Source organism: Streptomyces mashuensis (assembly GCF_014654785.1).
Taxonomy (GTDB): Bacteria; Actinomycetota; Actinomycetes; order Streptomycetales; family Streptomycetaceae; genus Streptomyces; species Streptomyces mashuensis.
Genome location: NZ_BNBD01000009.1, coordinates 259,237 through 282,120 on the forward strand (window position 1 = coordinate 259,237; position 22,884 = coordinate 282,120).

Annotated in this window: 17 protein-coding genes; 10 read left to right on the forward strand and 7 right to left on the reverse strand. The window is 73.4% G+C overall.

Annotated elements, in window-relative coordinates:
- Window positions 1–152: 152 nt before the first annotated feature.
- The 3 genes from IE305_RS22045 to IE305_RS22055 all read left to right on the forward strand — a co-directional run bounded on the left by IE305_RS22045 (window position 153) and on the right by IE305_RS22055 (window position 4,634).
- Window positions 153–1,388: an amidohydrolase family protein gene (locus IE305_RS22045; RefSeq protein WP_190131402.1), complete on the forward strand. Its 1,236-nt coding sequence runs from the start codon at window positions 153–155 to the stop codon at window positions 1,386–1,388.
- 187 nt (window positions 1,389–1,575) lie between these two features.
- The gene (locus tag IE305_RS22050) at window positions 1,576–2,718 is read left to right on the forward strand and encodes an LLM class flavin-dependent oxidoreductase (protein WP_190131403.1); all 1,143 of its coding nucleotides are present in this window, start codon (window positions 1,576–1,578) and stop codon (window positions 2,716–2,718) included.
- A gap of 155 nt (window positions 2,719–2,873) precedes the next feature.
- Entirely contained in the window at window positions 2,874–4,634 is a 1,761-nt protein-coding gene (locus tag IE305_RS22055; RefSeq protein WP_190131404.1) for an N-acyl-D-amino-acid deacylase family protein, read from the forward strand.
- Between the two features lie 24 nt (window positions 4,635–4,658).
- On the opposite strand, the gene IE305_RS22060 is transcribed toward IE305_RS22055, so the two are convergent.
- Window positions 4,659–5,273, reverse strand: coding sequence for an SMI1/KNR4 family protein (locus IE305_RS22060; protein ID WP_190131405.1), 615 nt, complete (start codon window positions 5,271–5,273; stop codon window positions 4,659–4,661).
- Between the two features lie 83 nt (window positions 5,274–5,356).
- On the opposite strand from IE305_RS22060, the gene IE305_RS22065 reads away from it, so the two are divergent.
- Entirely contained in the window at window positions 5,357–5,812 is a 456-nt protein-coding gene (locus tag IE305_RS22065; RefSeq protein ID WP_229891317.1) for a hypothetical protein, read from the forward strand.
- A gap of 3 nt (window positions 5,813–5,815) precedes the next feature.
- On the opposite strand, the gene IE305_RS22070 is transcribed toward IE305_RS22065, so the two are convergent.
- Together IE305_RS22070 and IE305_RS22075 are read right to left on the reverse strand one after the other, a co-directional pair.
- Window positions 5,816–6,457 carry a maltokinase N-terminal cap-like domain-containing protein gene (locus tag IE305_RS22070; RefSeq protein WP_190131406.1) on the reverse strand — a complete coding sequence of 214 codons (642 nt, stop codon included), beginning with the start codon at window positions 6,455–6,457 and terminating at the stop codon, window positions 5,816–5,818.
- 84 nt (window positions 6,458–6,541) lie between these two features.
- Window positions 6,542–7,288, reverse strand: a complete 747-nt coding sequence (locus IE305_RS22075; RefSeq protein ID WP_190131407.1) for an AraC family transcriptional regulator — start codon at window positions 7,286–7,288, stop codon at window positions 6,542–6,544.
- Window positions 7,289–7,342: 54 nt separating this feature from the next.
- Between IE305_RS22075 and IE305_RS22080 the strand changes: the two genes are divergently transcribed.
- On the forward strand, window positions 7,343–8,575 hold the full coding sequence (locus IE305_RS22080; RefSeq protein WP_229891318.1) for an MFS transporter: 1,233 nt from the start codon (window positions 7,343–7,345) through the stop codon (window positions 8,573–8,575).
- 54 nt (window positions 8,576–8,629) lie between these two features.
- On the opposite strand, the gene IE305_RS22085 is transcribed toward IE305_RS22080, so the two are convergent.
- Window positions 8,630–10,120: a CehA/McbA family metallohydrolase gene (locus IE305_RS22085; protein WP_190131408.1), complete on the reverse strand. Its 1,491-nt coding sequence runs from the start codon at window positions 10,118–10,120 to the stop codon at window positions 8,630–8,632.
- Window positions 10,121–10,243: 123 nt separating this feature from the next.
- On the opposite strand from IE305_RS22085, the gene IE305_RS22090 reads away from it, so the two are divergent.
- The 3 genes from IE305_RS22090 (at window position 10,244) to IE305_RS22100 (ending at window position 14,922) form a co-directional block, all read left to right on the forward strand.
- The gene (locus IE305_RS22090; RefSeq protein WP_190131409.1) at window positions 10,244–11,101 is read left to right on the forward strand and encodes a TIGR03619 family F420-dependent LLM class oxidoreductase; all 858 of its coding nucleotides are present in this window, start codon (window positions 10,244–10,246) and stop codon (window positions 11,099–11,101) included.
- Between the two features lie 139 nt (window positions 11,102–11,240).
- The gene (locus tag IE305_RS22095) at window positions 11,241–13,844 is read left to right on the forward strand and encodes a bifunctional FO biosynthesis protein CofGH (protein ID WP_190131410.1); all 2,604 of its coding nucleotides are present in this window, start codon (window positions 11,241–11,243) and stop codon (window positions 13,842–13,844) included.
- Between the two features lie 304 nt (window positions 13,845–14,148).
- Entirely contained in the window at window positions 14,149–14,922 is a 774-nt protein-coding gene (locus IE305_RS22100; RefSeq protein ID WP_190131411.1) for a DUF8017 domain-containing protein, read from the forward strand.
- 256 nt (window positions 14,923–15,178) lie between these two features.
- On the opposite strand, the gene IE305_RS22105 is transcribed toward IE305_RS22100, so the two are convergent.
- The 3 genes from IE305_RS22105 to IE305_RS22115 all read right to left on the reverse strand — a co-directional run bounded on the left by IE305_RS22105 (window position 15,179) and on the right by IE305_RS22115 (window position 17,603).
- Window positions 15,179–15,382, reverse strand: a complete 204-nt coding sequence (locus tag IE305_RS22105) for a DUF397 domain-containing protein (protein WP_190131412.1) — start codon at window positions 15,380–15,382, stop codon at window positions 15,179–15,181.
- Between the two features lie 263 nt (window positions 15,383–15,645).
- Window positions 15,646–16,524, reverse strand: a complete 879-nt coding sequence (locus tag IE305_RS22110) for a helix-turn-helix domain-containing protein (protein WP_190131413.1) — start codon at window positions 16,522–16,524, stop codon at window positions 15,646–15,648.
- 335 nt (window positions 16,525–16,859) lie between these two features.
- On the reverse strand, window positions 16,860–17,603 hold the full coding sequence (locus IE305_RS22115) for a GOLPH3/VPS74 family protein (RefSeq protein ID WP_190131414.1): 744 nt from the start codon (window positions 17,601–17,603) through the stop codon (window positions 16,860–16,862).
- 258 nt (window positions 17,604–17,861) lie between these two features.
- Between IE305_RS22115 and IE305_RS22120 the strand changes: the two genes are divergently transcribed.
- Together IE305_RS22120 and IE305_RS22125 are read left to right on the forward strand one after the other, a co-directional pair.
- Window positions 17,862–20,432, forward strand: coding sequence for a D-alanyl-D-alanine carboxypeptidase family protein (locus IE305_RS22120; RefSeq protein ID WP_190131415.1), 2,571 nt, complete (start codon window positions 17,862–17,864; stop codon window positions 20,430–20,432).
- 296 nt (window positions 20,433–20,728) lie between these two features.
- The gene (locus IE305_RS22125) at window positions 20,729–22,630 is read left to right on the forward strand and encodes a DUF8823 domain-containing protein (protein ID WP_373311709.1); all 1,902 of its coding nucleotides are present in this window, start codon (window positions 20,729–20,731) and stop codon (window positions 22,628–22,630) included.
- The last annotated feature ends 254 nt before the right edge of the window (window positions 22,631–22,884 follow it).

Genomic DNA, 22,884 nt, shown 5'->3' on the forward strand with positions numbered 1-22,884 from the left:
GACCCCCTGCCTGTACCGCTCGGTCGCACCGGTCAGTCTGCCTTGTCCGGGCCCTTCGCGTCAGCAGCGGTCCGGCCCTCTCCGCCCGTTCCGCAAGGAGATGGCGGACACGATGGCTGACGGGTCGTCAGGACGGCGCTAACGTGTCGGCCATGGCGCGCTTATCCGGATCGTTCCCCGCCATCGTCTCGGTCGACGACCACACCGTCGAGCCCCCCGGTGTCTGGACGGACCGGCTACCGGCGAAATTCCGTGACAGCGGTCCCCGGGTGGTCCGGGCGCCGGTCAAGGACATGTCCTTCGTCGGTGGCCGGTTCTCGCCCGTCATGGGCGGGCCCGGCGACGAGGGGCCGGTGGCGGACTGGTGGATCTATGAGGATTTGTGCCGTCCGCTGACGCGGCTGGATAGTGCCGTCGGATGCTCCAGGGACGACGTCAGGGTGGAGGGGATCACCTACGAGGCGATGCGACCGGGCTCCTACAGTGTGCCCGACCGGCTGGCCGACATGGACGTCAACCACGTCCGGTCGGCGCTGTGCTTCCCCACCTTCCCGCGGTTCTGCGGCCAGACCTTCGCCGAGGCCGCCGACCGCGAGCTGGCGCTGCTCTGCGTACGCGCCTACAACGACTGGATGGTGGAGGAGTGGTGCGGCCCCCGGGCGCAGGGCCGGCTGATCCCCCTCACCCTCGTGCCGCTGTGGGACGCGGAACTGGCCGCCGCGGAAGTGCGGCGCAACGCCGCGCGGGGCGTGCGCGCCGTGTGCTTCTCCGAGATCCCGCCCCACCTGGGCCTGCCCTCGGTGCACGGCGACGGCTGGGACCCGTTCCTGCGGGCCTGCGACGAGACCGGGACGGTCGTGGCCATGCACATCGGCTCCTCCTCGCGCATGCCGTCCACCTCGGCGGACGCGCCGGCCGCCGTCGGCTCCACGCTCACCTTCGCCAACTGCTGCTTCTCGCTCGCCGACTGGCTGCTGTCGGGCGCCTTCGAGAAGTTCCCGGGTCTGCGCATTATGTACGCGGAGGGACAGATCGGCTGGATCCCGTACATCCTGGAGCGCGCGGACACCGTGTGGCGCGAGAACCGCGGCTGGGGCGGGATCGCGGACCGGGTGCGCCGTCCGCCGTCGGAGCTGTTCGCCCGGCACGTCCACGGCTGCTTCTTCGACGACGCCTTCGGGCTGCGCAACCTGGACGCGATCGGCGTCGGCAACGTCCTGTACGAGACCGACTACCCGCACTCCGACTCCACCTGGCCGCACTCCCGCGAGGTCGCCGAGCGCCAGATGGCGCACCTGGCGCCCGAGGTGGTCGAGCGGATCGTGTGCGGCAACGCGATCGAGCTGCTCGGGCTGACGGAGGACGGGCTCTGGCCGGGGCCGTCCTGACCGGCCCGGGGTCCTGTCCGGGCCTGTCCGACTCGTCCGTGCCCCGACCCGGCGCGGTGGCCTTGTGCGCGGCCCGGCGTGCCCTTGACGGTGGTGGCGGGCGGTGCCACAGTCGCTGCCAGCTCAGCTGACGAACCATCAGATCGCGGCGGGCGCCGCCGCGTGGCGACGACGGGCGGTGACTCCCTTGGAATTCGGGATCTTCGTGCAGGGCTACGTACCGGCGAGCCGCTCACGGAGCGACCCCATGGCCGAGCACCACGCCCTGATGGAGGAGGCCGCGTACGTCGTCGAGGCCGACCGCTCCGGCTTCAAGTACGCGTGGGCCTCGGAACACCACTTCCTGGACGAGTACTCCCACCTCTCGGCCAACGACGTCTTCCTCGGCTACCTCGCCCACGCCACCGAACGCATCCACCTCGGCTCCGGCATCTTCAACCCGCTGCCGCAGGTCAACCACCCCGCCAAGGTCGCCGAGAAGGCCGCCATGCTCGACCACCTCTCCCGCGGCCGCTTCGAGTTCGGCACCGGCCGCGGCGCCGGCAGCCACGAGATCCTCGGCTTCCTGCCGGGCGCGACCTCCATGGACGTCACCCGGGAGATCTGGGAGGAGACGATCGCCGAGTTCCCCCGGATGTGGCGCCAGGAGGAGTACGAGGGGTTCACCGGCCGCCACTGGTCGCTGCCCCCGCGCAAGATCCTGCCCAAGCCGTACGGGCCGTCCCACCCCGCCATGTGGTACGCCGCCGGGTCGCCCTCCTCGTACGCCATGGCCGCCCGCAAGGGCCTGGGCGTGCTCGGGTTCAGCGTGCAGAAGGTCGCCGACATGGAGTGGGTCGTCGACTCGTACAAGACGGCCGTCAAGGACGCCCGGCCCGTCGGCGACTACGTCAACGACAACGTCATGGTCACCACGACCGCCATCTGCGCCCCGACCCACGCCGAAGCCGTCCGGATCGCCGCCGGCGGCGGCCTGCACTACCTCCAGTCGCTGCTCTTCCGCTACCACGACACGTTCCCGCGCCCCGAGGGCATACCGCGCTGGCCCGAGCTGCTCCCCGAGTACACCGAGGAGATCATCGAGCTGCTCATCGCCGAGGAGCTCATGGTCTGCGGCGACCCCGACGAGGTGCTGCGGCAGTGCGAACGCTGGGAGCGGGCCGGCGCCGACCAGCTCGCCTTCGGCCTGCCGATCGGGGTGCCGTACGAGGACACGATGACGACGATCCGGCTCATCGGCGAACACGTCATCCCGAAGATCGACACCGATCCGGTGCATCGCACGACACGGCTGCGCCAGGCCGCGGGGGCAGCGCCCGGCCACTCCTAGCGGCGCACTGCGGGCCCGCGCGCCCCTGCATGCCGCCGGGGCGGCGCCTCCCGGGTCGCCGCCCCGGCCCGTACCGCTCACCGACATGACAGACGAACGGGGACAGCCGAACGGACAGTCCGAGGAGTCCGAGGACCCGAGGGAGAGGACCGACCGTGCTGGACCACCTGATCCGCCGCGCCACCGTCGTCGACGGCACGGGCGCACCGTCGTACGTCGCCGACGTCGGCATCCGGGACGGGCGGATAGCGCTCATCGACCGGACACCCGGGGCGGTCAAGGCCGGCGGCCGGGTGGGCGGACGGGGCCGCACCGAGGAGTGGGCCGACGGGCTCGTCCTCGCGCCCGGCTTCGTCGACCCGCACACCCACTACGACGCCCAGCTGTTCTGGGACCCGCTCGCCTCCCCGTCGACCAGCCACGGCGTCACGACCGTCGTCGGCGGCAACTGCGGCTTCACCCTTGCGCCGCTGCACCCGGACCGGCCCGCCGACGGCGACTACACGCGCCGGATGATGAGCCGGGTCGAGGGCATGTCGCTCGCCGCCCTGGAGGAGGGCGTCCCCTGGACGTGGTCCGGGTTCGGCGACTACCTCGACGCCCTGGAGGGCCGCATCGCCGTCAACGCCGGCTTCATGGTGGGGCACTGCGCGCTGCGCCGGTACGTCATGGGGCCCGACGCGGTCGGCGGCACCCCCGACGACCGGCAGCTGCGGCGCATGGTCGCCCTGCTGCGCGACGCCATGGAGGCGGGGGCCTGGGGCCTGTCGACCACGCAGTCCGGCTCCCACACCGACGGCGACGGACGGCCCGTCGCGTCCCGCCACGCGCTTGTCGACGAACTCCTCGCCCTGGCACGTGCCGTGGGAGCGCACGAGGGCACGCAGCTGGAGGCCATCGTGGACGGCTGCCTGGACCGGCTGTCGCCCCAGGAAGCCGACCTGCTGGTGGAACTGTCGGCACTGGCCGGCCGGCCCCTCAACTGGAACGTCCTCACCGTCGACTCCGCCGTGCCCGAGCGCGTCCCGCACCAGCTCGCGCCCAGCGCACGCGCCCGCGCCGCCGGCGGACGCGTCGTCGCACTCACCCTGCCGGTGCTGGCGCCGATGAACATGTCCCTGGGCACGTTCTGCGCCCTCCACCTCATCCCCGGGTGGGGCGAGGTGCTGGGGCTGCCGCTCCAGGAGCGCATGCGCAAGCTGCGCGAGCCCGGCGTACGCGCCGAGCTCCTGCGCCGCGCCACCGGGCCCGAGGCCGGGGTCTACCGCCGGCTGACCGACTTCGCGCGCTACGTCGTCGGCGACACGTACACCAAGGAGAACGACGGCCTGACCGGCCGCGACATCGCCGGGATCGCCGCCGAGCGCGGCACGGACCCCTTCGGCACGCTCGTCGACATCTGCCTCGCCGACGACCTGCGCACCGTCCTCTGGCCCACGCCCACCGACGACGACCCCGCCAGCTGGGAACTCCGCCGCCAGGCGTGGGAGCACGAGGACGTCCTGCTGGGCGGCTCCGACGCGGGCGCCCACCTGGACCGCATGTGCGGCGCGTCGTACCCCACGCGCTTCCTCGCCGACTGCCTGCGCGGGCGGAAGCTCGTCCCGCTGGAGCGGGCGGTCCAGATGCTGAGCGACGAACCGGCGCGCCTCTTCGGCCTCCGCGACCGCGGCCGCATCGCCGAGGGCCACCACGCGGACCTGGTGCTCTTCGACCCGGAACGGGTGGACGCGACACCCCCGGCGCTGGTCCGCGACCTCCCGGGCGACGGCGCACGCCTCGACTCGCGCGCCCTGGGAGTGGTGAGCGTACGCGTCCACGGCGCGGAGATCATGCGGTACGACGTGGCGACAGGCGAGCTCCCGGGGCGGGTACTGCGCTCGGGACGGGACACGGAGACGGTGGCGACGGGGTGAGGGGGAGCACCCCCGCCGCAGCGGCTACGCGCCGGCCGGCCAGGTCACCTCGGGCCGGACCTCCGGCAGCGCCCACGGTTCGAGAGAACCGTCGAGCAGCTCGGCGAGGAACTGCACGGCGCCGCCCGCGTAGTGCCACCACGCCCCGCTGCGGGACGCGACGGTCACAGGCCAGTCGTCCGGCCCGGCGCCGGCCGTCGTCCACAGGAACAGGTCGCCGGAGAGCGACTCGGCCCAGGGGAGAAGCCCGCCGGGGGCCGGGTGGGGCGGCAGGCCGGCCGTCATGCCGTCCTCCCACCAGTCGTGCACGATCTCCAGGTTCTGGCGGACGCCGCGCAGCCACGCGTGTTCCCGGCCGGGCGCCGGCAGGGCGACGGCGAGGAAGCCGCCCAGCCGGAAGTGCCGGTGCTGCTCGGCGAGCAGCCTGAAGTCGCCGGGCAGGGCCGTGCCGAGCGCCGTGCCGATCAGCGCCCAGTCGGGGACGGCGGATTCGGTGCGCCGGTGCCGCGCCAGGCCGGGCGCGGCCCGCTCCAGCACCCGTAGGGCCTCCGCGGGGCCGGTGATCCGGTGGCGCGGGGCCTGCGTGCCGACGAGGTCGTCGGCGATGCCGTCTGCGAGGCCGTCGGCGGGGCTGCTCATGGGGGTTCTCCTGTCAGGAATCCGGATGAACCACGGCGATCCGGTGTGGCATTCTCTCCCCATGCCGATCAACCGAAAGGGCCGTGCCGCGTAGGCGCCCCGAAGAGGTCCGCGCCGCGCTCCCGCGCCGGCGCCGGCCCCACGACCACCTCGCGCCGTCCCTCGTCATCGACGGGCTGTCCGCGCGCACCCTGGCGGAGATCTCCCGCCTCGAACGCACCCGCACCTACCTCTTCCGGGGCGAGGTCAGCCAGGCCGTGAGGCTCTGGAAGGATCACGTAGGCCTTCCCGTCCGCGTCCTCGCCCACCACTACGAGCAGGGCTGCCTCTACTGGGACTGCTGCGGCGACCCCTTGGAGGCGCGTGTGCTCCTCGACGACGTCATGCAGGCACTGTCGCGTAAAAGCGCACGGGAACTGAGGGCGGAGCTGCGCCGGTTCGACGAGCTGTGGCACCGGCGCTCGCCCCTGGCGCCGTTCGTCGGGGACGTGTCCTTCCGGGGGCTCCGCGCGGTCCTTTACGCCGAACTCCCGTGGTGACCCCTACTTCCCGGCGCCGTACAGCACCGCGTACACCGCCCGCGCCCGGCTCCCGTCCGGCTGGGTCCAGGAGCCCGCCACGTGGCCCGTCGCGCCCTCCGGGAGGGGCTGCTCCGGGCCCGGGCGCAGCACCCTGTGCAGGCGCAGCACGAGGCCCTGCGGCGTGGTCAGGTCCGTGCTCTCGGTCCCGTCCGTGACCTCCGTGAAGAGCGCCGGAGCCGGGCCCGTGAACGAGCGCGTCACGTCCTCGTCCGGCGTGTCGCTGATGCTCTGCGCCTGGGCGCGGGCACGGCCCTCGATCAGCGCGACCAGCTGCGCGGTCAGCACCGGGTCGTGGCAGCCGTCGTACACCCACCGCTTGCCCAGCACCCCGTGCTCCAGGGTGCCGACCAGGGCGTGGTCCACGCCCTCCAGTGGCGCGCCGCGGTACGTGAGCGGCGCGAAGTACGTGGTGTCCGTGGTGGCGTCGGCCGTCACGATGAACTCCATGCCGACCTCGCCCTCCGGGTCGTCGAGGCGGAAGCCGCCGGCCGTGGACAGCTGCGGAGCAGCGCTGCCGCCCCGGTACCACGGCCTCGACGGCAGCCAGGAGGTGAGCAGTTCGCCCTTGGTCGGTACCAGCGTGGTGCGGTGGATGACAGCCATGCGGCGCTCATTTCGTCGTGCGGAGTGCGGGGTACGTACGGATGTTCCCCACCCTGTCATCCTCCCGGCCGTCTTCCCACCGCCTTACGCGCGCCGGTTGTGCGTGCCCGGCGTGTAGCCGAAGGAGCGGCGGAAGACGTCGATGAACGCGCTGGCCGACGACCAGCCGCAGCGGTGGGCGACCGCCGTGACCGGCACGTCGTCGGCCAGCATGCGCAGCGCGTGGTAGAGCCGCGACTGGGTGCGCCACTGCGGGAACGTCATGCCCAGCTCGGCGCGGAACAGCCGGCTGAGCGTGCGTTCCCCCGCCCCCACGGCGGCCCCCAGGGCCGCGAGGGTGCGGCTGTCCGACGGGTCGGCGTGCAGCATCGCGCAGACCGCCGCGAGCCGCGGGTCGCTGGGCGTGGGCAGCTGCACGGGCTGTTGCGGCGAGGCGCGCAACTGGTCGCGGAGGACGGCGAGCAGCCGGCGGCGCTCCGGACCGGTGTCCTCCGGGTCGCGGGTGTAGGCCAGTATCAGCTCGCGCAGCAGCGGGCCGACCGTGAGCACGGTGGGCGCGTCCAGGCCGGGCGGGTTGTCGCCGGCGGGCAGGCCCACCAGGTGCAGCTCCAGGTGGCCGTGGGCGCGGTGCGCGTGGACGGTGCCGGCGGGCACCCAGATGGCGCGGGTGCCGGGCGCGAACCACGTGCCGGAGTCCGTGGTCACGGCCAGCACGCCCGAGCCGGCGTAGACGATCTGGTGGTCGTCGTGGCGGTGGGCGTCGATGCCCTCCCCGGCGGCCAGCGTCCTGACCCGGGTCGGTGCCTCCGGCGTGTGGCGGATGTTCGACATGGGTTGGCAACTTAACGGAAGCGCGACACCGGGCGCCGTCGGCACGATCGGTGCATGACGCGTATGACGCAGCAGTCCCGGGCCTCGTCGCCCCACCACCCGATCCTCCTCCTGTCGCTGGGCCACGCGTGCGTGGACGTCTACCAGGGAGCGGTGGCCGCGCTGGTGCCGTTCTTCGTCTCCGAGCGGGCGTACGGCTACGCCGCCGCCTCCGGCATCGTGCTGGCCGCCTCCCTGCTGTCGTCGGTCGTGCAGCCGCTGTTCGGGGCGCTCACCGACAAGTGGGCCATGCCGTGGCTGCTGCCGGTGAGCGCCCTCACCGGCGGCGCGGGCGTCGCGCTGAGCGGCGTGAGCGGCTCGTACGCCCTCACGCTCGCCGCGGTCGCCGTGTCCGGCATCGGCGTCGCCGCGTACCACCCGGAGTCCGCCCGCGTGGCACGCAACGCCAGCCGCGGCAGCCACACGGCCATGAGCTGGTTCTCCCTCGGCGGCAACCTCGGCTTCGCCGCCGCCCCGCTGCTGGTCGCCGCCGTGGTGGCCACCGGCGGGCTGCACGCCACCCCGCTGCTGGCCGTCCCCGCCGTCGTCGGTGCCGCGCTGTGCGCGGCGGCCCTGCGTGCCGTCGCCGCGTCGGCCCCCGCCGGTGGCGGCCCGGCCGCCGGCCGGGCGGACGCGGACGAACAGCGCGACGACTGGGCGTCGTTCGCCAAGCTGTCCGCGGCCATCGTCTGCCGCTCGGTCGTCTTCGTCGGCCTCAGCGCGTTCATCTCCCTCTACGCGCGCCAGCGCACCGGCGGCGGGGACGTCGCCGGCACGGCCGCCCTGTTCCTGCTCTACCTCGGCGGGGCGGCGGGCACCCTGGCGGGCGGGCGGCTCGCCGACCGTTACGGGCGTGTCCGCGTCGTCCGCTGGTCGTACGGGCTGACCGTGTTCGCCGTCGCCGGGCTGGTGCTCGTGCCCGGCCCGCTGCTCTTCGTGTTCACCGCGCTCACCTCCGCCGTGCTGTACGTGCCGTTCTCGCTGCACGTCACGCTGGGCCAGGACTACCTGCCGCGACGCGTCGGCACCGCGGGCGGTGTCACCCTCGGGCTCACCATCAGCATCGGCGGCCTCGCCAGCCCCGTCATCGGCGCCCTGGCCGACGCCACGTCCCTGCGCACGGCGCTCACGCCCCTCATAGCGCTGCCCGCCCTGGGCCTCCTCTTCCTGCTCCCCCTACGGGAGCCCGGCACCACGCCGCTGTCTGCGGGCGACCGGCGGTCCAAACCCGCCACGACCCGGACCTGACCCGGAAGGCTCCCTGAGACCCACCGGATGACATCCCCGCCTCACGCCCCCGCCTCACGCCCCCAGGAACACCGGATTCGTCAGCGCCACCATCGGCCGGTCCGCGCCCCCGCGCCGCACCTCCGCGCGTACGTACGCGGACCGCGCCGCCGACGTCCCCCACTCCAACCGTCCGTCCGCGGGCAACGGCGCCGTGAACACCGGCCCCTGGTCCGTCACCAGCCGCACCACCGCCCCCGGCACCCCCGTCACCCCCAGCCGTACCGTCACCGGCTCGTCGTCCGCGCGCACCCGCAGGCGCCCGCCGATGCCCGCGCGCCCACCCCGCGCCCCGTACGCCTCGAACGTGAGCCCCACCGCCGACGACTCCGCGATCCAGCTGCGCCCCGCCCGCAGCCCCGCCAGCAGGTCCTGCCGGGACAGCGAGTCCGCCAGCACCACCGTCTGCGGCAGGCCCACCACCTGCGGCTCGCGGTGCGCGTCGCTGTTGCCCATGGCCGGCAGCCAGCGCCCGCCGCCGCGCGCCGCGGCGGCCAGCCCCGCGTCCCAGGCGGCCACCGCCATCTCGTCGTCCGGCGTCCACGGCCCGTTCCACACCTCCACCACGTCGGCGTGCTCGTAGCCGAACTTCCACGAGCACCCCGGGCAGTCGGCGAACGGGTGCGCGGGGACGACCAGTCCGCCCGCCCGCCGGATCGCGCGGGCGAACCGTGCGAAGGCACCCTGCCCGGCACCGTCCCGGGCCCGGTAGCGCCAGTCCACGAAGACGCCCGGGTCCGTGCCCAGCGCCAGCACGTGCCCGTTGCGCGTCGTGACCTCCTCGCCCGTCAGGATCAGCAGGTCGTCGCCCCACAGGCCCTGCCACGCCCCGTGCGCCGACGTCGTGTTGTGCTCCGTCGTCGTGATCCAGTCCAGGCCCGCCGCCCGCGCCGCCGCCGCGATCTCCGCGGGCGTGCGTCTGCCGTCCGAGTGGACGCTGTGCAGGTGGTTGTCGCCCCGGTACCAGGCGCGGCCGCGGCCCGCCGCCCGCTGCGGCGGGTGCACCACCGCGGGCGTGCGGCCCGCCGGCCCGTACCGCAGCGTCACGCGCACCTCGTACGCCATGCCCTGCGGCGCCACCGTGTACGGGCCGAGGACCACGTGCCAGGTGCCCGGGCGGACGGGGCCCGGCAGGTAACCGGGCGTGGCCCGCTCCGTACCCACCACGAACTCCGTGCGCGCCCCGCCCGACCAGCCGCGGAAGCCCGCACCGCCCAGGGCCGTGCCGCGCTCGTCGAAGATCCCGACGTCGCAGGCGTTGCCCAGGGTCCCCGGCGGCACCTCCGGCCGGTCGTACGTGTACGAGACGGCGAGCTCCCGGACCCCGGCGGGCACCTCCACCGGCAGGTACACGTAGTCGGGCGCACCGGCCGGCAGCCGGCCCGTGAGCGTCCGGGTCTCCTCGCGTGCGGGACCGTCGGCGCGGGCGGAGGTCACGCCCTCCACGGTAAGGGCGCCCGCCGCGCCCACGACAGCCGTCATCCGGAACACATCGCGTCGGCGCATGGGACCGTTGTACGCCCGAGTGGCGGACAGCGGAACGAGCCCGGCCGCCGTCCCGTGCCGAAGGGGGCCGCGGCGGGCCCCGCACGGTTACCGTGGTCGCACGCGACGACGGAGGTGCCCGCCATGCGCATCGCCACCACGGTCTTCCTCACCGACGAGACCATCACCCCGGTACGGCTCGCCCGCGAGCTGGAGCAGCGCGGATTCGCCGGGCTGTTCCTGCCCGAGCACACCCACATCCCCGTCAGCCGCGACACGCCCGCCCCCATGGGGGAGCCGCTGCCGCCGGAGTACGGCCGGATGGTCGACCCCTTCGTGGCGCTGTCGCAGGCCGCGGCCGTGACGCACCGCATCGCGATCGGCACGGGCGTCACCCTCGTCGCCCAGCACGACCCCGTCCTGCTCGCCAAGCAGGTCGCCAGCCTCGACTTCCTCAGCGGCGGCCGCTTCACCTTCGGCATCGGCTACGGCTGGAACGTGGAGGAGGCCGCCGACCACGGCGTGGACTGGGCCCGGCGCAGAGAGGTGGTGCGCGACCGGATGGCGCTGATGCGCGCGCTGTGGGCGCCGGAACCCACCGCCTACGAAGGCGCCTTCGGCTCCGTGAGCGCCAGCTGGGCGCACCCCAAGCCGCTGCACCCGGCCCGCCCGCGCCGGGACGCCGCGCCCCTGGTGGGGCCGCGCACCCTCATCGGCGGCACGGCCGGGCGCCGGCTGTTCGCGCACATCGCGGAGTACGCCGACGGCTGGCTGCCCATCGGCGGCAGCGGCCTGAAGGACAACCTGCCGCGGCTGCGCCTGGTGTGGGCCGAGGCCGGGCGCGACGGGGAGCCGGCCGTCGTGCCGTACGCCGTGCACCCCTCCAAGGACAAGCTCGCCTACTTCGCCGACCTGGGCATCGAGGAGGTCGTCGTGGGCCTGCCCTCGGCCCCCGAGGCCGACGTGCTGCGGGCGCTCGACGCGCACGCGGAATTCCTCTGACGCAGCCCGGCCCGGGGGCCCGGCGGAAACGGCCTCCGGCCGACGTGGGGAAACGGCCTCCGGCCGACGTGAGGAGCGGCACACACACCGCCTCCTTCCCGTACGCGGCGCTGTCCTTGACCGCTCGTATGCTCGGACAATGACCTCCAGCGCACAGCGTCCGACACCGCAGGCCGCACCCACCGCCAACGCCATGCGCCGCGCCCTCAGACGCGCCCGCGACGGCGTCGCGCTGGACGTCGCCGAGGCCGCCGTGCTGCTCCAGGCGCGCGGCGCCGACCTCGACGACCTGTGCGCCTCCGCCGCGCGCGTCCGCGACGCGGGCCTGGAGGCCGCCGGCCGCCCCGGCGTCATCACGTACTCCAAGAGCGTCTTCATCCCCCTCACCCGCCTCTGCCGCGACAAGTGCCACTACTGCACCTTCGCCACCGTCCCCGGCAAGCTGCGGCGCGAGGGCCACGGGATGTTCATGTCGCCCGACGAGGTCCTGGCCATCGCCCGGCGCGGCGCGGAGCTCGGCTGCAAGGAGGCCCTCATCACCCTCGGGGACCGCCCCGAGGACCGCTGGCCCGAGGCCCGCGAGTGGCTGGAGGCCGCCGGCTACGACGACACCATCGCCTACGTCCGCGCCATCGCCATCCGCATCCTGGAGGAGACCGGCCTGCTGCCGCACCTCAACCCCGGTGCGATGTCGTGGACGGACATCCAGCGGCTCAAGCCCGTCGCCCCCTCCATGGGCATGATGCTGGAGACCACCTCGGAGCGGCTGTGGCGCGAGCCCGGCATGCCGCACTACGGCTCGCCCGACAAGGAGCCCGCCGTCCGGCTGCGCGTCCTGGAGGACGCCGGGCGCAGCAACGTGCCCTTCACCAGCGGCCTGCTGATCGGTATCGGCGAGACGTACGAGGAGCGCGCCGAGTCCCTGTTCGCCCTGCGCCGCGTGTCCCGCGCCTACCACGGCATCCAGGAACTCATCATGCAGAACTTCCGCGCCAAGCCGGGCACGGCGATGCGCGGCATGCCCGACGCGGAGCTGGACGACCTCGTCGCCACCGTCGCCGTCGCCCGCCACATCATGGGCCCCTCCGCCTGCCTCCAGGCGCCGCCCAACCTCGTGGACGCGGAGTACGGCCGCCTCATCGGCGCCGGCGTCGACGACTGGGGCGGCGTCTCGCCGATCACCCCCGACCACGTCAACCCCGAGCGCCCCTGGCCGCAGATCGACGAGCTGGCCCGGCACTCCGAGGCCGCCGGCTTCCGGCTGCGCGAACGCCTCGCCGTCTACCCCGAGTACGTGCAGCGCGGCGAGCCCTGGCTCGACCCGCGGCTGCTGCCGCACGTCCGGGCCCTCGCCGACCCGGCGACCGGCCTCGCCGACGAGGACGCGGAGGTGCGCGGCATCCCCTGGCAGGAGCCCGAGGAGGTCTTCGTCGCCACCGGCCGCACCGACCTGCACCGTGCCGTCGACACCGAGGGCCGCACCGCCGACCGCCGCGACGACTTCGACGAGGTGTACGGCGACTGGGAGGCGGTGCGCGAGGCGGCCGGCGGACCCGCCCCCGCCCTGGAGCGCCTCGACGGCGACGTACGGGCCGCGCTCGCCCAGGCCGCCGACGACCCGACGCGGCTCACGGACGACCAGGCCCTGACGCTGCTGCACGCCGACGGCGCGGCCCTGGACGCCGTCTGCCGGATCGCCGACGCGGTGCGGCGCGACGTGGTCGGCGACGACGTCACGTACATCGTCACGCGCAACATCAACTTCACCAACGTCTGCTACACCGGCTGCCGCTTCTGCGCCTTCGCGCAGCGCCGCACCGACGCCGACGCGTTCACGCTCTCCCTGGAGCAGGTCGCCGACCGCGCGGAGCAGGCGTGGAACGTGGGCGCGGTGGAGGTGTGCATGCAGGGCGGCATCCACCCGGACCTGCCGGGCACGGCCTACTTCGACATCGCGCGGGCGGTGAAGAAGCGGGTGCCGGGGATGCACGTGCACGCCTTCTCGCCGATGGAGGTCGTCAACGGCGCCACGCGCACCGGGCTGTCGGTGCGGGAGTGGCTGGCCGAGGCGAAGGACGCGGGGCTCGACACGATCCCGGGCACGGCGGCCGAGATCCTCGACGACGAGGTCCGCTGGGTCCTCACCAAGGGCAAGCTGCCCACCGCCACCTGGGTCGAGGTCGTGCGGACGGCGCACGAACTGGGCATCCGCTCCTCCTCCACGATGATGTACGGGCACGTGGACCAGCCGCGGCACTGGCTCGGCCACCTGCGGCTGCTGGCGGAGATCCAGCAGGAGACGGGCGGTTTCACCGAGTTCGTCACGCTGCCGTTCGTCCACACCAACGCGCCCGTCTACCTGGCGGGCATCGCCCGGCCCGGCCCGACGATGCGCGACAACCGCGCGGTGACCGCCATGGCCCGGCTGCTGCTGCACCCGCACATCACCAACATCCAGACGAGCTGGGTCAAACTGGGCACCGACGGTGCCGCGGAGATGCTCCGCTCCGGCGCCAACGACCTGGGCGGCACGCTGATGGAGGAGACCATCTCCCGCATGGCGGGCTCCTCGTACGGCTCGTACCGCTCCATCCGCGACCTCGTCGCCATCGCCGAGGCGGCGGGCCGGCCGGCCCGGGCGCGGACGACGCTGTACGAGGACGTGCCGGCGGAGCGGCAGGCGGCGGCGCTGGCCTCGGACGGGCACCTTCCGGAGCTGCTGCCGGTGCTGGACACGGACTGACGGGAAGTGTTGCGGATCTGTCGCCGGGCCCCGACGGCCCGGCGACAAGGCCCGCATATGGTGACGGGCATGTCGTGGCCCCAGAACCCCACCCCGAATCCGCACCAGCACCCTCAGCAGAACGCGCAGCAGCCGCAGTACCCGCCGCCGCCCCAGGGCGGCTTCGGCCCGGCGCCCGCGTGGGGCCCGCAGCCGGGGCAGTTTCCCCCGCCGGGGCAGCCGGAGCAGCCGCGGCAGCCGGGGAAGAGCAACAAGACGCTGTTCGCCGTCGTGGGCGGTGTCGTGGCGCTGGCCCTGATCGGCGGTGCGGCGTACGCCCTGGTGGGCGACGGCGGGGGGCGACGACGGCGGCAAGGACGCGGCCGCCGGCAAGGCGACGCCGTCGCAGGCCCCGGCCAAGCCCGGCGACCAGCAGGACGGCGACAAGGACGGCGGCCAGAACGGGCAGCAGAACGGCGGCAAGGCGCAGCCCCTGGTCCCCGGCTGGCAGACGCAGACGCGCGCCGAGCACTTCTTCCAGTACGACGTCCCCGCCAAGGGCGAGAAGTGGAAGGTGCTCCCCCCGGACACGTACGTCGCGTACACCGAGGGCGGCAAGCCGATCGTCACCATGTCGGGCGCCGCCAGCTACCACGAGGGCGGCTGCGCCTCGAAGGCCAACCCCGACCTGCTGGGCGAGGCGGGCCAGGGCCAGCTCGCCACCGTCGGCACGACGGGCGGCGGCAAGGACGGCGACCTGAAGGAGAACGCCCGCAACTGGGCGGGCAACTGGGGCTTCGCCGCGTACGGCGGCACGGCCCACAAGCCGAAGATCGAGATCACGGACGAGAAGCCGTGGAAGAACAACGGCATCGACGGCTGGACCGCCACGGCGAAGGTGACCGTCACCAACCGTCCGAGCGAGTGCGTGCCGGCGACGGCGATCGTGAAGAGCATCGCGCAGAAGATGCCGGACGGCACCTTCCACGGCTGGGTGATCTACGCGGACCAAGGGGTGCCGGACGCCCTGTCGGCCGAGCAGATCGACAAGATCATGAACACCGTGCGGCCCGCCCCCGGCAAGCCCGGCACGGCGTAGGAACGGTGGAGGAGCGGCGCCGGGCGGTTGGCCCGAACGGGTGACGGCGGGCGGGCGCCGCACGTTGACCCGACGGCATTTCCTGGACACGACCGAGCCCCCTCGGCCGGAGCGGTGATCCGGGCGAGAGGGCTCTGGGCGGACAGTGCGGTACGGCGGTACGGACGTGCTGGTGACGCTGTGGTGCTGTGCCGGGTGCTCCGCGGTCGGTCGGGTCAGTCGGGTCGGTCGGGTCGGGGGTGCCGTCGGCGAGCGGTCAGCGACCCTGTGCGGCGCCGTTGACGGTCGCCACGAACGCGGTCCAGGCGGTCGGCGAGAAGGCGAGCGCCGGGCCCTGGGGTGCCTTCGAGTCGCGCACCGCGATGGACCGGGGAAGGGGCGAGGCGACCTCCACGCAGTCGCCGTGGGCGAGCGAGTAGGAGGACTTCCGCCAAGCCGTCTTTCCCTGCTGAATGGCCATGGTTGCTCCGTTGCCTGTGAGTGCAGCTGATCGCTGGTGATGGGCGTGGGTCACTGGTGTTCCGTCTGACCGGAACGCGGTGTCCGCGGGATTCCCGAGGTGCGACCGACGTTACGCGCCAACATCAGCTGATGAACGGGGCCTTCACCCGACCGGATGGCATATTCCATTCAGCTCTTCCCCCCCGGGGCGGAGGGGGTGTACGGTTCCGCCTTCCCCGGATCTCCTTCCCCTCGGGTCTCGGTCCTCGCCGTCCTCGGGCCTCAGTCCTCGCCGTCCTCGGTGGCGGTCGCCCAGTCCTCGGCGACCTTCAGGATGAACCGCCGCGAGTCCTCGGCGTTCAGGGCCTGCATGCGCAAATGCTCGTACATCACGCTGTACGCCTGGACGTCGTTCGGTTTTTCCAGATACAGATCGCTGGTGATGCCCTCCAGGTACACCGTGCTGGCGTCCTGCGGGTCGTGGAATTCGAGGATCGAGAATTTGCCGTACATACCGGGGTGGGCGCCCACGGAATAGGGCAGCACCTGCACCGTGATGTGCGGCCGCATGCTGAACTCCACGAGATGTTCCATCTGTTCGCGCATGATGGCGTTGCTGCCGACGACGCGGCGCAGCGCCGACTCGTCGATGACCGCCCAGAGGCGCAGGGGATTCTCCGGATCGGTGATGCGTTCCTGCCGCCGCATCCGGACCTGCACCCGCCGTTCCACGTCGGCCGTGGTCGCCTCCGGCCAGGAACCCTCGGTGACGGCACTGGCGTAGTTGGGTGTCTGCAACAGGCCGGGTACGAGCGAGCCTTCGTACACGCGCAAGGACGCGGCGTCCGTCTCCAGGCCGATGTAAACGCTGTAGGGAATGTCGCCGAAGGCGTGCCACCAGCCCTGCTGGCGCGACTCCTTGGCCATCTGCATCAGGGAATCGACAATGCGGTGGTCCTCGACGCCGTAGACGCTGCACAGGTCGCGGACGTCGCGCTGGCTGATGCTGCGACGCCCGTTCTCCAGACGGCTGATCTTCGACTGCGACACCAGTAGCCGCTCGGCCACCTCCTCGGCCGTCATGCCCTTGAGTTCGCGGAGCTTGCGCAGCTCCTGCCCCAGTCGGCGCCGCCTCACGGTGGGGTTGACACTGGACGCCACGGACGCACCTCCGGCTCCGTCGTGCTGCTGTTCTCCTGCTCCGCAGCCTGCCACCACTGGCCGGGGCGGCGCTGGAAAATGCTTACACCAAGTCCGCCCGCGGTGATCCGCGCCCGGCGACAGCTGACGTAGGGGTGCTACGGCGCCGCCACCGCCCGCCGCACATGGCGAAGCGCGGGGCGGCGGGCCGCGCCGTCGCCGAAACGGACGCGGCCGGCCGTCGCCCCGCGCACTGGAGCGGAGGAACGGAAGTGCGGTGGTGCGGTCGTGCGGAGATGCGGAAGTGCGGTGGTGCGGTCGTGCGTGGGTTGTGCACTAAGGGTTGCTGAACCGTTTCACGAGGCGGCCGCGCGGGCCATCACGCCACGGTGCGCAGCCGTTCGCGCCGCCGTACGGCGCCCCGTGCCGCCGCCGGCGGAGGAACCGGGCGCGGCCGGTGCCCGCCGGGGCTGGGCGGCGGCACCGTTCTGCACGTCCATCACGGCGTGCGCCACGAGCCCGCCCATGGGGTCGTGCCGGATCAGGTCCCGCAGCCTGGACCGCGAGGAACGCCCCTCGTTGCCCGGGTAGAGATGCTTGCCCAGACCCACGGCGTGGGCCAGGGCGGCGAGCGCCGCGGTCCGCGGGTCCGGCGGCACGCCGGTGCGGATCGCGCTGTCCAGCCGGGCCCTGATCTCCCGGCTGATGGCGGTGTCGGTCGCCTGGTAGCGCGTGGTCGGCAGCACCCCGCACATCTGACCCGCGACGGCATGCACCATGCCGCACCGCTCCAGGTGGGTCAGATACGTCTGGCGCAGCCCCAGCCGGGGCCCGCCGATCCAGTGCACCGCCCGCACGGGGCTGCCGCGGCGCCGCAACAGCTCGAGTGCGGTGTCCAGGGTCGGATCACCTGTCGGCCGTGGGTGGACCACGGCGATACGATCCCCGTCTGGGGCTATCCGTCCCGCCAGAGCCAGCTCCACTAGCTGGGCTCCGGCAAGACCGAGGTCCAGCGACTGCGGCTGCGCCGTGGTGCCCGTGGCCGGGTCCAAGGCGAGCAGCAGAAGCTCCTCCGGAATTGTTCTGCGGCTCCTGCCCATCCATGCCTCCCCGCGTGGATGACTGACAGGGTGACCCCTCTCACATTGGTCTGTCGAGAGTGCGTGGTGACTTCGGGCGGGAACCGGTAGGTATGTCGTCTCGTCTTGCACGTGGGTGAAGCCCGACCATGCCCTCTGACGGCCTCGCGTTCCGGCGGGACGGCGGCAGAGGACACTGGTAGACGTTGAGAGGATCGGGGAGCGGGGCGCTTGTCGCCACGCCTCGGCGTATGGTGCGGGAAATTCGAGGAGGCATCGGTGGCGGGCGAGTCCCCCGACAAGTCGGAGCAGCGTAAGTCGTCGGGGGAGACGACTGGCAGGGCCGGCAGTGAGCGCGACCCCAGGCTCGGCGTGGCCCGGGAATCCCGGACGGCGACGGATGCGCCGGACACGACCGATACACCGGATGCGCCGGACACGGCGTCCGCGGCTGCAGAGAAGGCCGGGAACGGCGACGGCGGCAGCAACGGCAACGGCAATGGCAACGACGGCGCGACCGACGGCAAGGGCAACGCCCGCCTGAAGGCGGCCGTGGCGGCCTGGGTGGCCGGCGAGGAGGACGAGGCGTCCTCGCCGTCGGCCGGCGAGGCACGCCCGAAGGCGGATGCCGAGGCGAAGCCGGAGCCGGAGGCGAAGGCGAAGGCCGAGGCCAAGGGGGAGCCCGAGGCCAAGCCCGGGCCCAGGACTGACGCCGCGGCGGAGACCGCCGGTGAGAAGCCGGCCGGCGACAAGCCGGCGGCCGACCGTGCCACGGCCGTCTTCCGTACCGTCCGTCCGAAGGACGAGGCCAAGGGCGACGAGGACGAGGCGGGCGACGAGAAGCCTGCCGCCGGCCGGCCTGCGCCCGACAAGGCGACGGCCGTCTTCCGTACGGTGCGCCCGAAGGCCGACGCCTCCGGCACCTCCGACGCGGAGAAGAAGCAGCCGCAGGCCGACCGTGCCACGGCTGTCTTCCGTACCGTCACTCCCAAGGGCGACAACGCCCCCGACGCAAAGCCGGAGACGAAGCCGGCTGCGACCGCCGGCCCCAAGGCGGAGCCGAAGAGCGAGCCCAAGGCCGAGCCCAAGGCTGCCCCCAAGGCGGAGGTCGAGGCCGGCTCCGAGCCCGCCGCCCGGAAGCCCGCCGCCGACCAGCCGACGGCCGTCTTCCGCGCCGTTCGCCCGGCCGACGCGAAGGCAGAGGCAAAGACCGGCTCCAAGGCAGACCCCAAGGCCGACCCCGGGGCAGACTCCAAGACCGCCCCCAAGGGGGACTCCGGTGACCAGCCGACCGAGCTGCTGAAGGCGCCGAAGCCGGAGCCGGAGGGCAAGAGCCGCTTCGTCCCGCTGAAGAAGGACGACGCCCCGGCGAAGCCCGCTGCCAAGCCCGCAGCGAAGGCCGCCGCCCCCAAGGCCCCCGCCCCCAAGGCCCCGGCCTCCGCGCCGGCCGCGCCGCCGGCGCCGCCCAAGCCCGCCATCCCCGTGTCGGTGCCCCCGAAGGCCCCGGCCCCGGCCGGCGGCCCCGCCGCCGGCTCGCAGGGCCCCCAGGGCCCGCAGGCCCCGCTGGACCTGCTGGCACAGCTGACGAACACCCCGCCGCCGCCGGAGACGCCGGTGCGGTCGGCCCTGCGGCGCGTGAAGATCTGGACGCCGCTGGTCGCCCTGCTGGCCGTCGTCTTCGTCGTCGTGCAGGCGTTCCGTCCGCTGCCGGCCCCCAAGCTGGCGCTGGGCGCGCACAAGTCGTTCACCTTCGCGGGCGACAAGCCCGACATGGCGTGGCCGTCGCAGGGCCAGTCCGCCGCGAAGGTGCTGGGCGCCGGTGACGTCGGTACGTCGGGCGAGCAGAAGCCCGTCCCGACGGCGAGCGTCGCGAAGGTCATGACGGCGTGGGTGATCCTCAAGGACCACCCGCTCAAGCCGGGCGAGAAGGGCCCGATGATCACGATCGACGCGCAGGCGGCCCGCGAGTCGCAGGCGAAGGACGAGTCGCGCCTGGTCGTCTCCGAGAACCAGCAGTTCTCCGAGTACGACATGCTCCAGATGCTGCTCATCCCCTCCGGCAACAACATCGCGCGCCAGCTGGCCCGCTGGGACGCGAAGTCGGAGGAGGAGTTCGTCGCGAAGATGAACGCCGCCGCCAAGGACCTCGGGATGACGAACACCACGTACACCGACCCGAGCGGCCTGAAGGAGACGACCCGGAGCACGGCCGTCGACCAGGTGAAGCTGGCCGAGGTGGCGATCCAGAACAAGGTCGTCCGGGAGATCACCGGCAAGACCAACACCGACATCCCCGGCCTGTCGGAGCGCATCTACAACAACAACGACAAGCTGCTCGTCAAGCAGACCGGTGTGCTGGGCATCAAGACCGGCTCCAGCGGTCCGGCCGGCGGTGCGCTGATGTGGGCGGTGAAGAAGACGATCGACGGCAAGGAGCAGCTGATCGTCGGCGCCACCATGGACCAGCGCAACCCGAACTCCAATGACGCCAACGCCCACCTCGCCGTGGCACTGGACACCAGCTACAAGCAGACCCGGGCCATCCAGGACGCGCTCACCAAGACCACCGTGGTGAAGAAGGGCGACGTCGTCGGCTACGTCGACGACGGCCTGGGCGGCCGTACGCCGCTCGTCGTCACGAAGGACGTCGAGGCCGTGGGCTGGGCCGGGTTCACGACGAAGTTCGCGCTGGCGGACGGCGGCCGCAAGCTGCCGCACACGGCGAAGGCCGGTACGGAGGTCGGCGAGCTGACGGTGGGCACGGGCGCCGGGCAGGTGCGCGTCCCGGTGGCGCTGCAGAAGGACCTCGCCGAGCCGTCCTTCGGCGCCAAGCTGACCCGCATCAGCTGATCCACAGCAGCAGACCGCACCGGCCGGCCCGCATCAGCAGACCGCACCGGTCGGGCGGCACCGGCCGGCGTGCCGCGCGGCTCCTGGTCCGTACGAGTGGTACGGACCAGGAGCCGTCGCACGGCCGCCGGGCTCGGCCGGGGGACGGCGCCGGGGGCGTGTTAGCGTCGCGGGGGTTTTGCCCCGTGCCGTCCGCCCCGGCCGGGCGTCCGGGAGGATGTCCGGGAAGATGGGGAGATGCGGACATGCCGACGGCGGGGACATCAGGATTCCGGGGGGAAGACGGGGAGAGAGCAGTGACCACCGCGGGGCCGGTACGGGCCGGGCAGCCGGGAGAGCCGGGCGGCGAAGGAGCCGCGCCGGGTACCGCCGTACCCCAGGAGGACGGCGGGGCGGGGCGGCCCGCCTATCGCCGGCCGGCGTGGGCCGTCGTCCCCGGCCACCGGCGGCTGCGCACCGCCCGTCGCCGGCTCCTCACGGGCACCGTCGCCACCACCCTGGCGGTCGCCGCGGCGCTGCACGTCCTGTGGGTGCTGCTGTTCGCCAACAGCGGCGGTGACCTCGCCGCGCAGGACGCGTGGGCCGAGTTCGCGCTCCAGCACCCCGACTCCGCGTACAACCTGGCCTGGTACGGCGGCATGCACCCCGTCTCGTACAGCGTCATCTCGCCGTACCTGATGGCGCTGCTGGGCGTGCGCACCACGATGATGATCGCCGGGACGGTCTCGGCCGGCCTCATCGCGATGATCGTCGAGCGCAGCCGGGCCGTGCGGCGCCCGCTGTGGCCCTCCCTGTACGGCGCGTTCGCGCTGGCCTGCAACGCCATATCGGGCCGGGTGACGTTCGGGCTGGGCATGATGTTCGGCCTGGCGGCAGTCGCCGCGGTCTTCGCGTGGCCGGTGCGGTGGCGCACCGACGGCCGGTACCGCTGGGTGCGGGCCGCGCTGGCCGCGCTGTCGGCCGGGCTGGCCACGGCCTCCAGCCCCGTGGCGGGCCTCTTCGTCGGCGTCGTCGCCGCCGCGCTGTGGCTGGGCCGGCGCCGCCCGGCCGCGTACGCGCTGGGCGTGACGCCGGTGATCGTGGTCGCCCTGTCGGCGTGGCTGTTCCCCTTCTCCGGGCAGCAGCCGATGTCCTGGGCCTCGACGATCCTGCCGCTCCTGGCCGGTGTCTTCGGCTTCGTCTTCACGCCGTGGTCCTGGCGGACGGTGCGGACCGTCTCCGCCCTGTACGTGCTCGGCGTGCTGCTCGTGTGGCTGATCCCGTCCCAGATCGGCACGAACATCTCGCGCCTGGGCATGGTCTTCGGCGGCGTGGTGCTGGTCGCCGTGCTCACCGGCATGGAGCGGCCGGCCCGCGCCGACCTGCTGCGCGGCGGCCGGACGTGGACGGCCGCGGTCCTCGCCCTCGTGACGTGCACCGCGTGGCAGACCACCAACTCGGTCAGCGACATCATCCACACCACGCCCGCCGCCTCCTGGGCGCGCGCGGTCGCGCCGCTCGTCGACCGGTTGCAGCACGTGGACGCCACCCGTGGCCGCGTCGAGGTGGTGCCCGCGCGCAGCCACCGCGAGGCGTCCGCCCTGGCCCCGTACGTCAACCTGGCCCGGGGCTGGAACCGGCAGGCCGACCTGAAGCGGAACCCCCTCTTCTACGAGGAGGGCAGGCTCACCACCGACAGCTACCGCGCCTGGCTCAGCCGCTGGGCCGTGCACTACGTCGTGCTGCCCACCGGCGAGCCGGACAACGCGGCCGTCGAGGAGGCCAAGCTCGTCGCCCGGGAGCCCGAGTACCTGCGCCAGGTGTGGCAGGACGACAACTGGCGGCTCTTCGAGGTGAAGGACCCCACGCCGCTGGCCGAGCCGCCCGCCGTCGTGGAGCACGCCGACGCCGGCGAGCTGAGGATCACCGTGAAGAAGGCCGGCCCGGTGCTCATCCGCATCCCGTACTCGCCCTGGCTCGGCCTGCTCGACGACGACGGGAAGGCCGTGCAGCCGCCGAAGGCCGGCCCGCGCGGCGAGGCGCCGGTCAACCTGCACGGCTGCCTCGCCAAGGAGGTGCAGCAGCCGCCGGCGGCCGGCGAGCCCGAGGACGACTGGACGCTGCTGCGCGCCCCGCACGCCGGTACGTACCGGATCGCGGCCCCCTACAAGCTGCCGCGCGGCACGGGCTGCCCGGACGACCTCGCGGCGGCGCCGTAGCCCCGGAGCGCCGAACGGGTGACCGTACGTATCCGTACGGTCACCCGTTCGCCATGTGCCCTCCCGCCCCCCTGGGACTCCCGTCGTCCACCCCGCTGACCTGCGCTTTCGGCCTTCCCGCCCGGCCGTGCCGGTGCCTCCGCTGAAGGGGTGTCAGAGTGCGCGGGCCCCCGAACGCCGCTTCGCTCGGTCAGAGGAGCGCGGATTCCCGACTCCTGATGCGGCACACGGGTGTGCCGCGTCCGCGCTCACGG

Excerpts from the sequence above, each read along its gene's own strand:
- IE305_RS22045 (WP_190131402.1), top strand. The coding sequence starts at position 153 with ATGGCGCGCTTATCCGGATCGTTCCCCGCCATCGTCTCGGTCGACGAC.
- IE305_RS22060 (WP_190131405.1), bottom strand. The coding sequence starts at position 5,273 with ATGAGCAGCCCCGCCGACGGCCTCGCAGACGGCATCGCCGACGACCTC.
- IE305_RS22070 (WP_190131406.1), bottom strand. The coding sequence starts at position 6,457 with ATGGCTGTCATCCACCGCACCACGCTGGTACCGACCAAGGGCGAACTG.
- IE305_RS22075 (WP_190131407.1), bottom strand. The coding sequence starts at position 7,288 with ATGTCGAACATCCGCCACACGCCGGAGGCACCGACCCGGGTCAGGACG.
- IE305_RS22080 (WP_229891318.1), top strand. The coding sequence starts at position 7,343 with ATGACGCGTATGACGCAGCAGTCCCGGGCCTCGTCGCCCCACCACCCG.
- IE305_RS22085 (WP_190131408.1), bottom strand. The coding sequence starts at position 10,120 with ATGCGCCGACGCGATGTGTTCCGGATGACGGCTGTCGTGGGCGCGGCG.
- IE305_RS22090 (WP_190131409.1), top strand. The coding sequence starts at position 10,244 with ATGCGCATCGCCACCACGGTCTTCCTCACCGACGAGACCATCACCCCG.
- IE305_RS22095 (WP_190131410.1), top strand. The coding sequence starts at position 11,241 with ATGACCTCCAGCGCACAGCGTCCGACACCGCAGGCCGCACCCACCGCC.
- IE305_RS22105 (WP_190131412.1), bottom strand. The coding sequence starts at position 15,382 with ATGGCCATTCAGCAGGGAAAGACGGCTTGGCGGAAGTCCTCCTACTCG.
- IE305_RS22115 (WP_190131414.1), bottom strand. The coding sequence starts at position 17,603 with ATGGGCAGGAGCCGCAGAACAATTCCGGAGGAGCTTCTGCTGCTCGCC.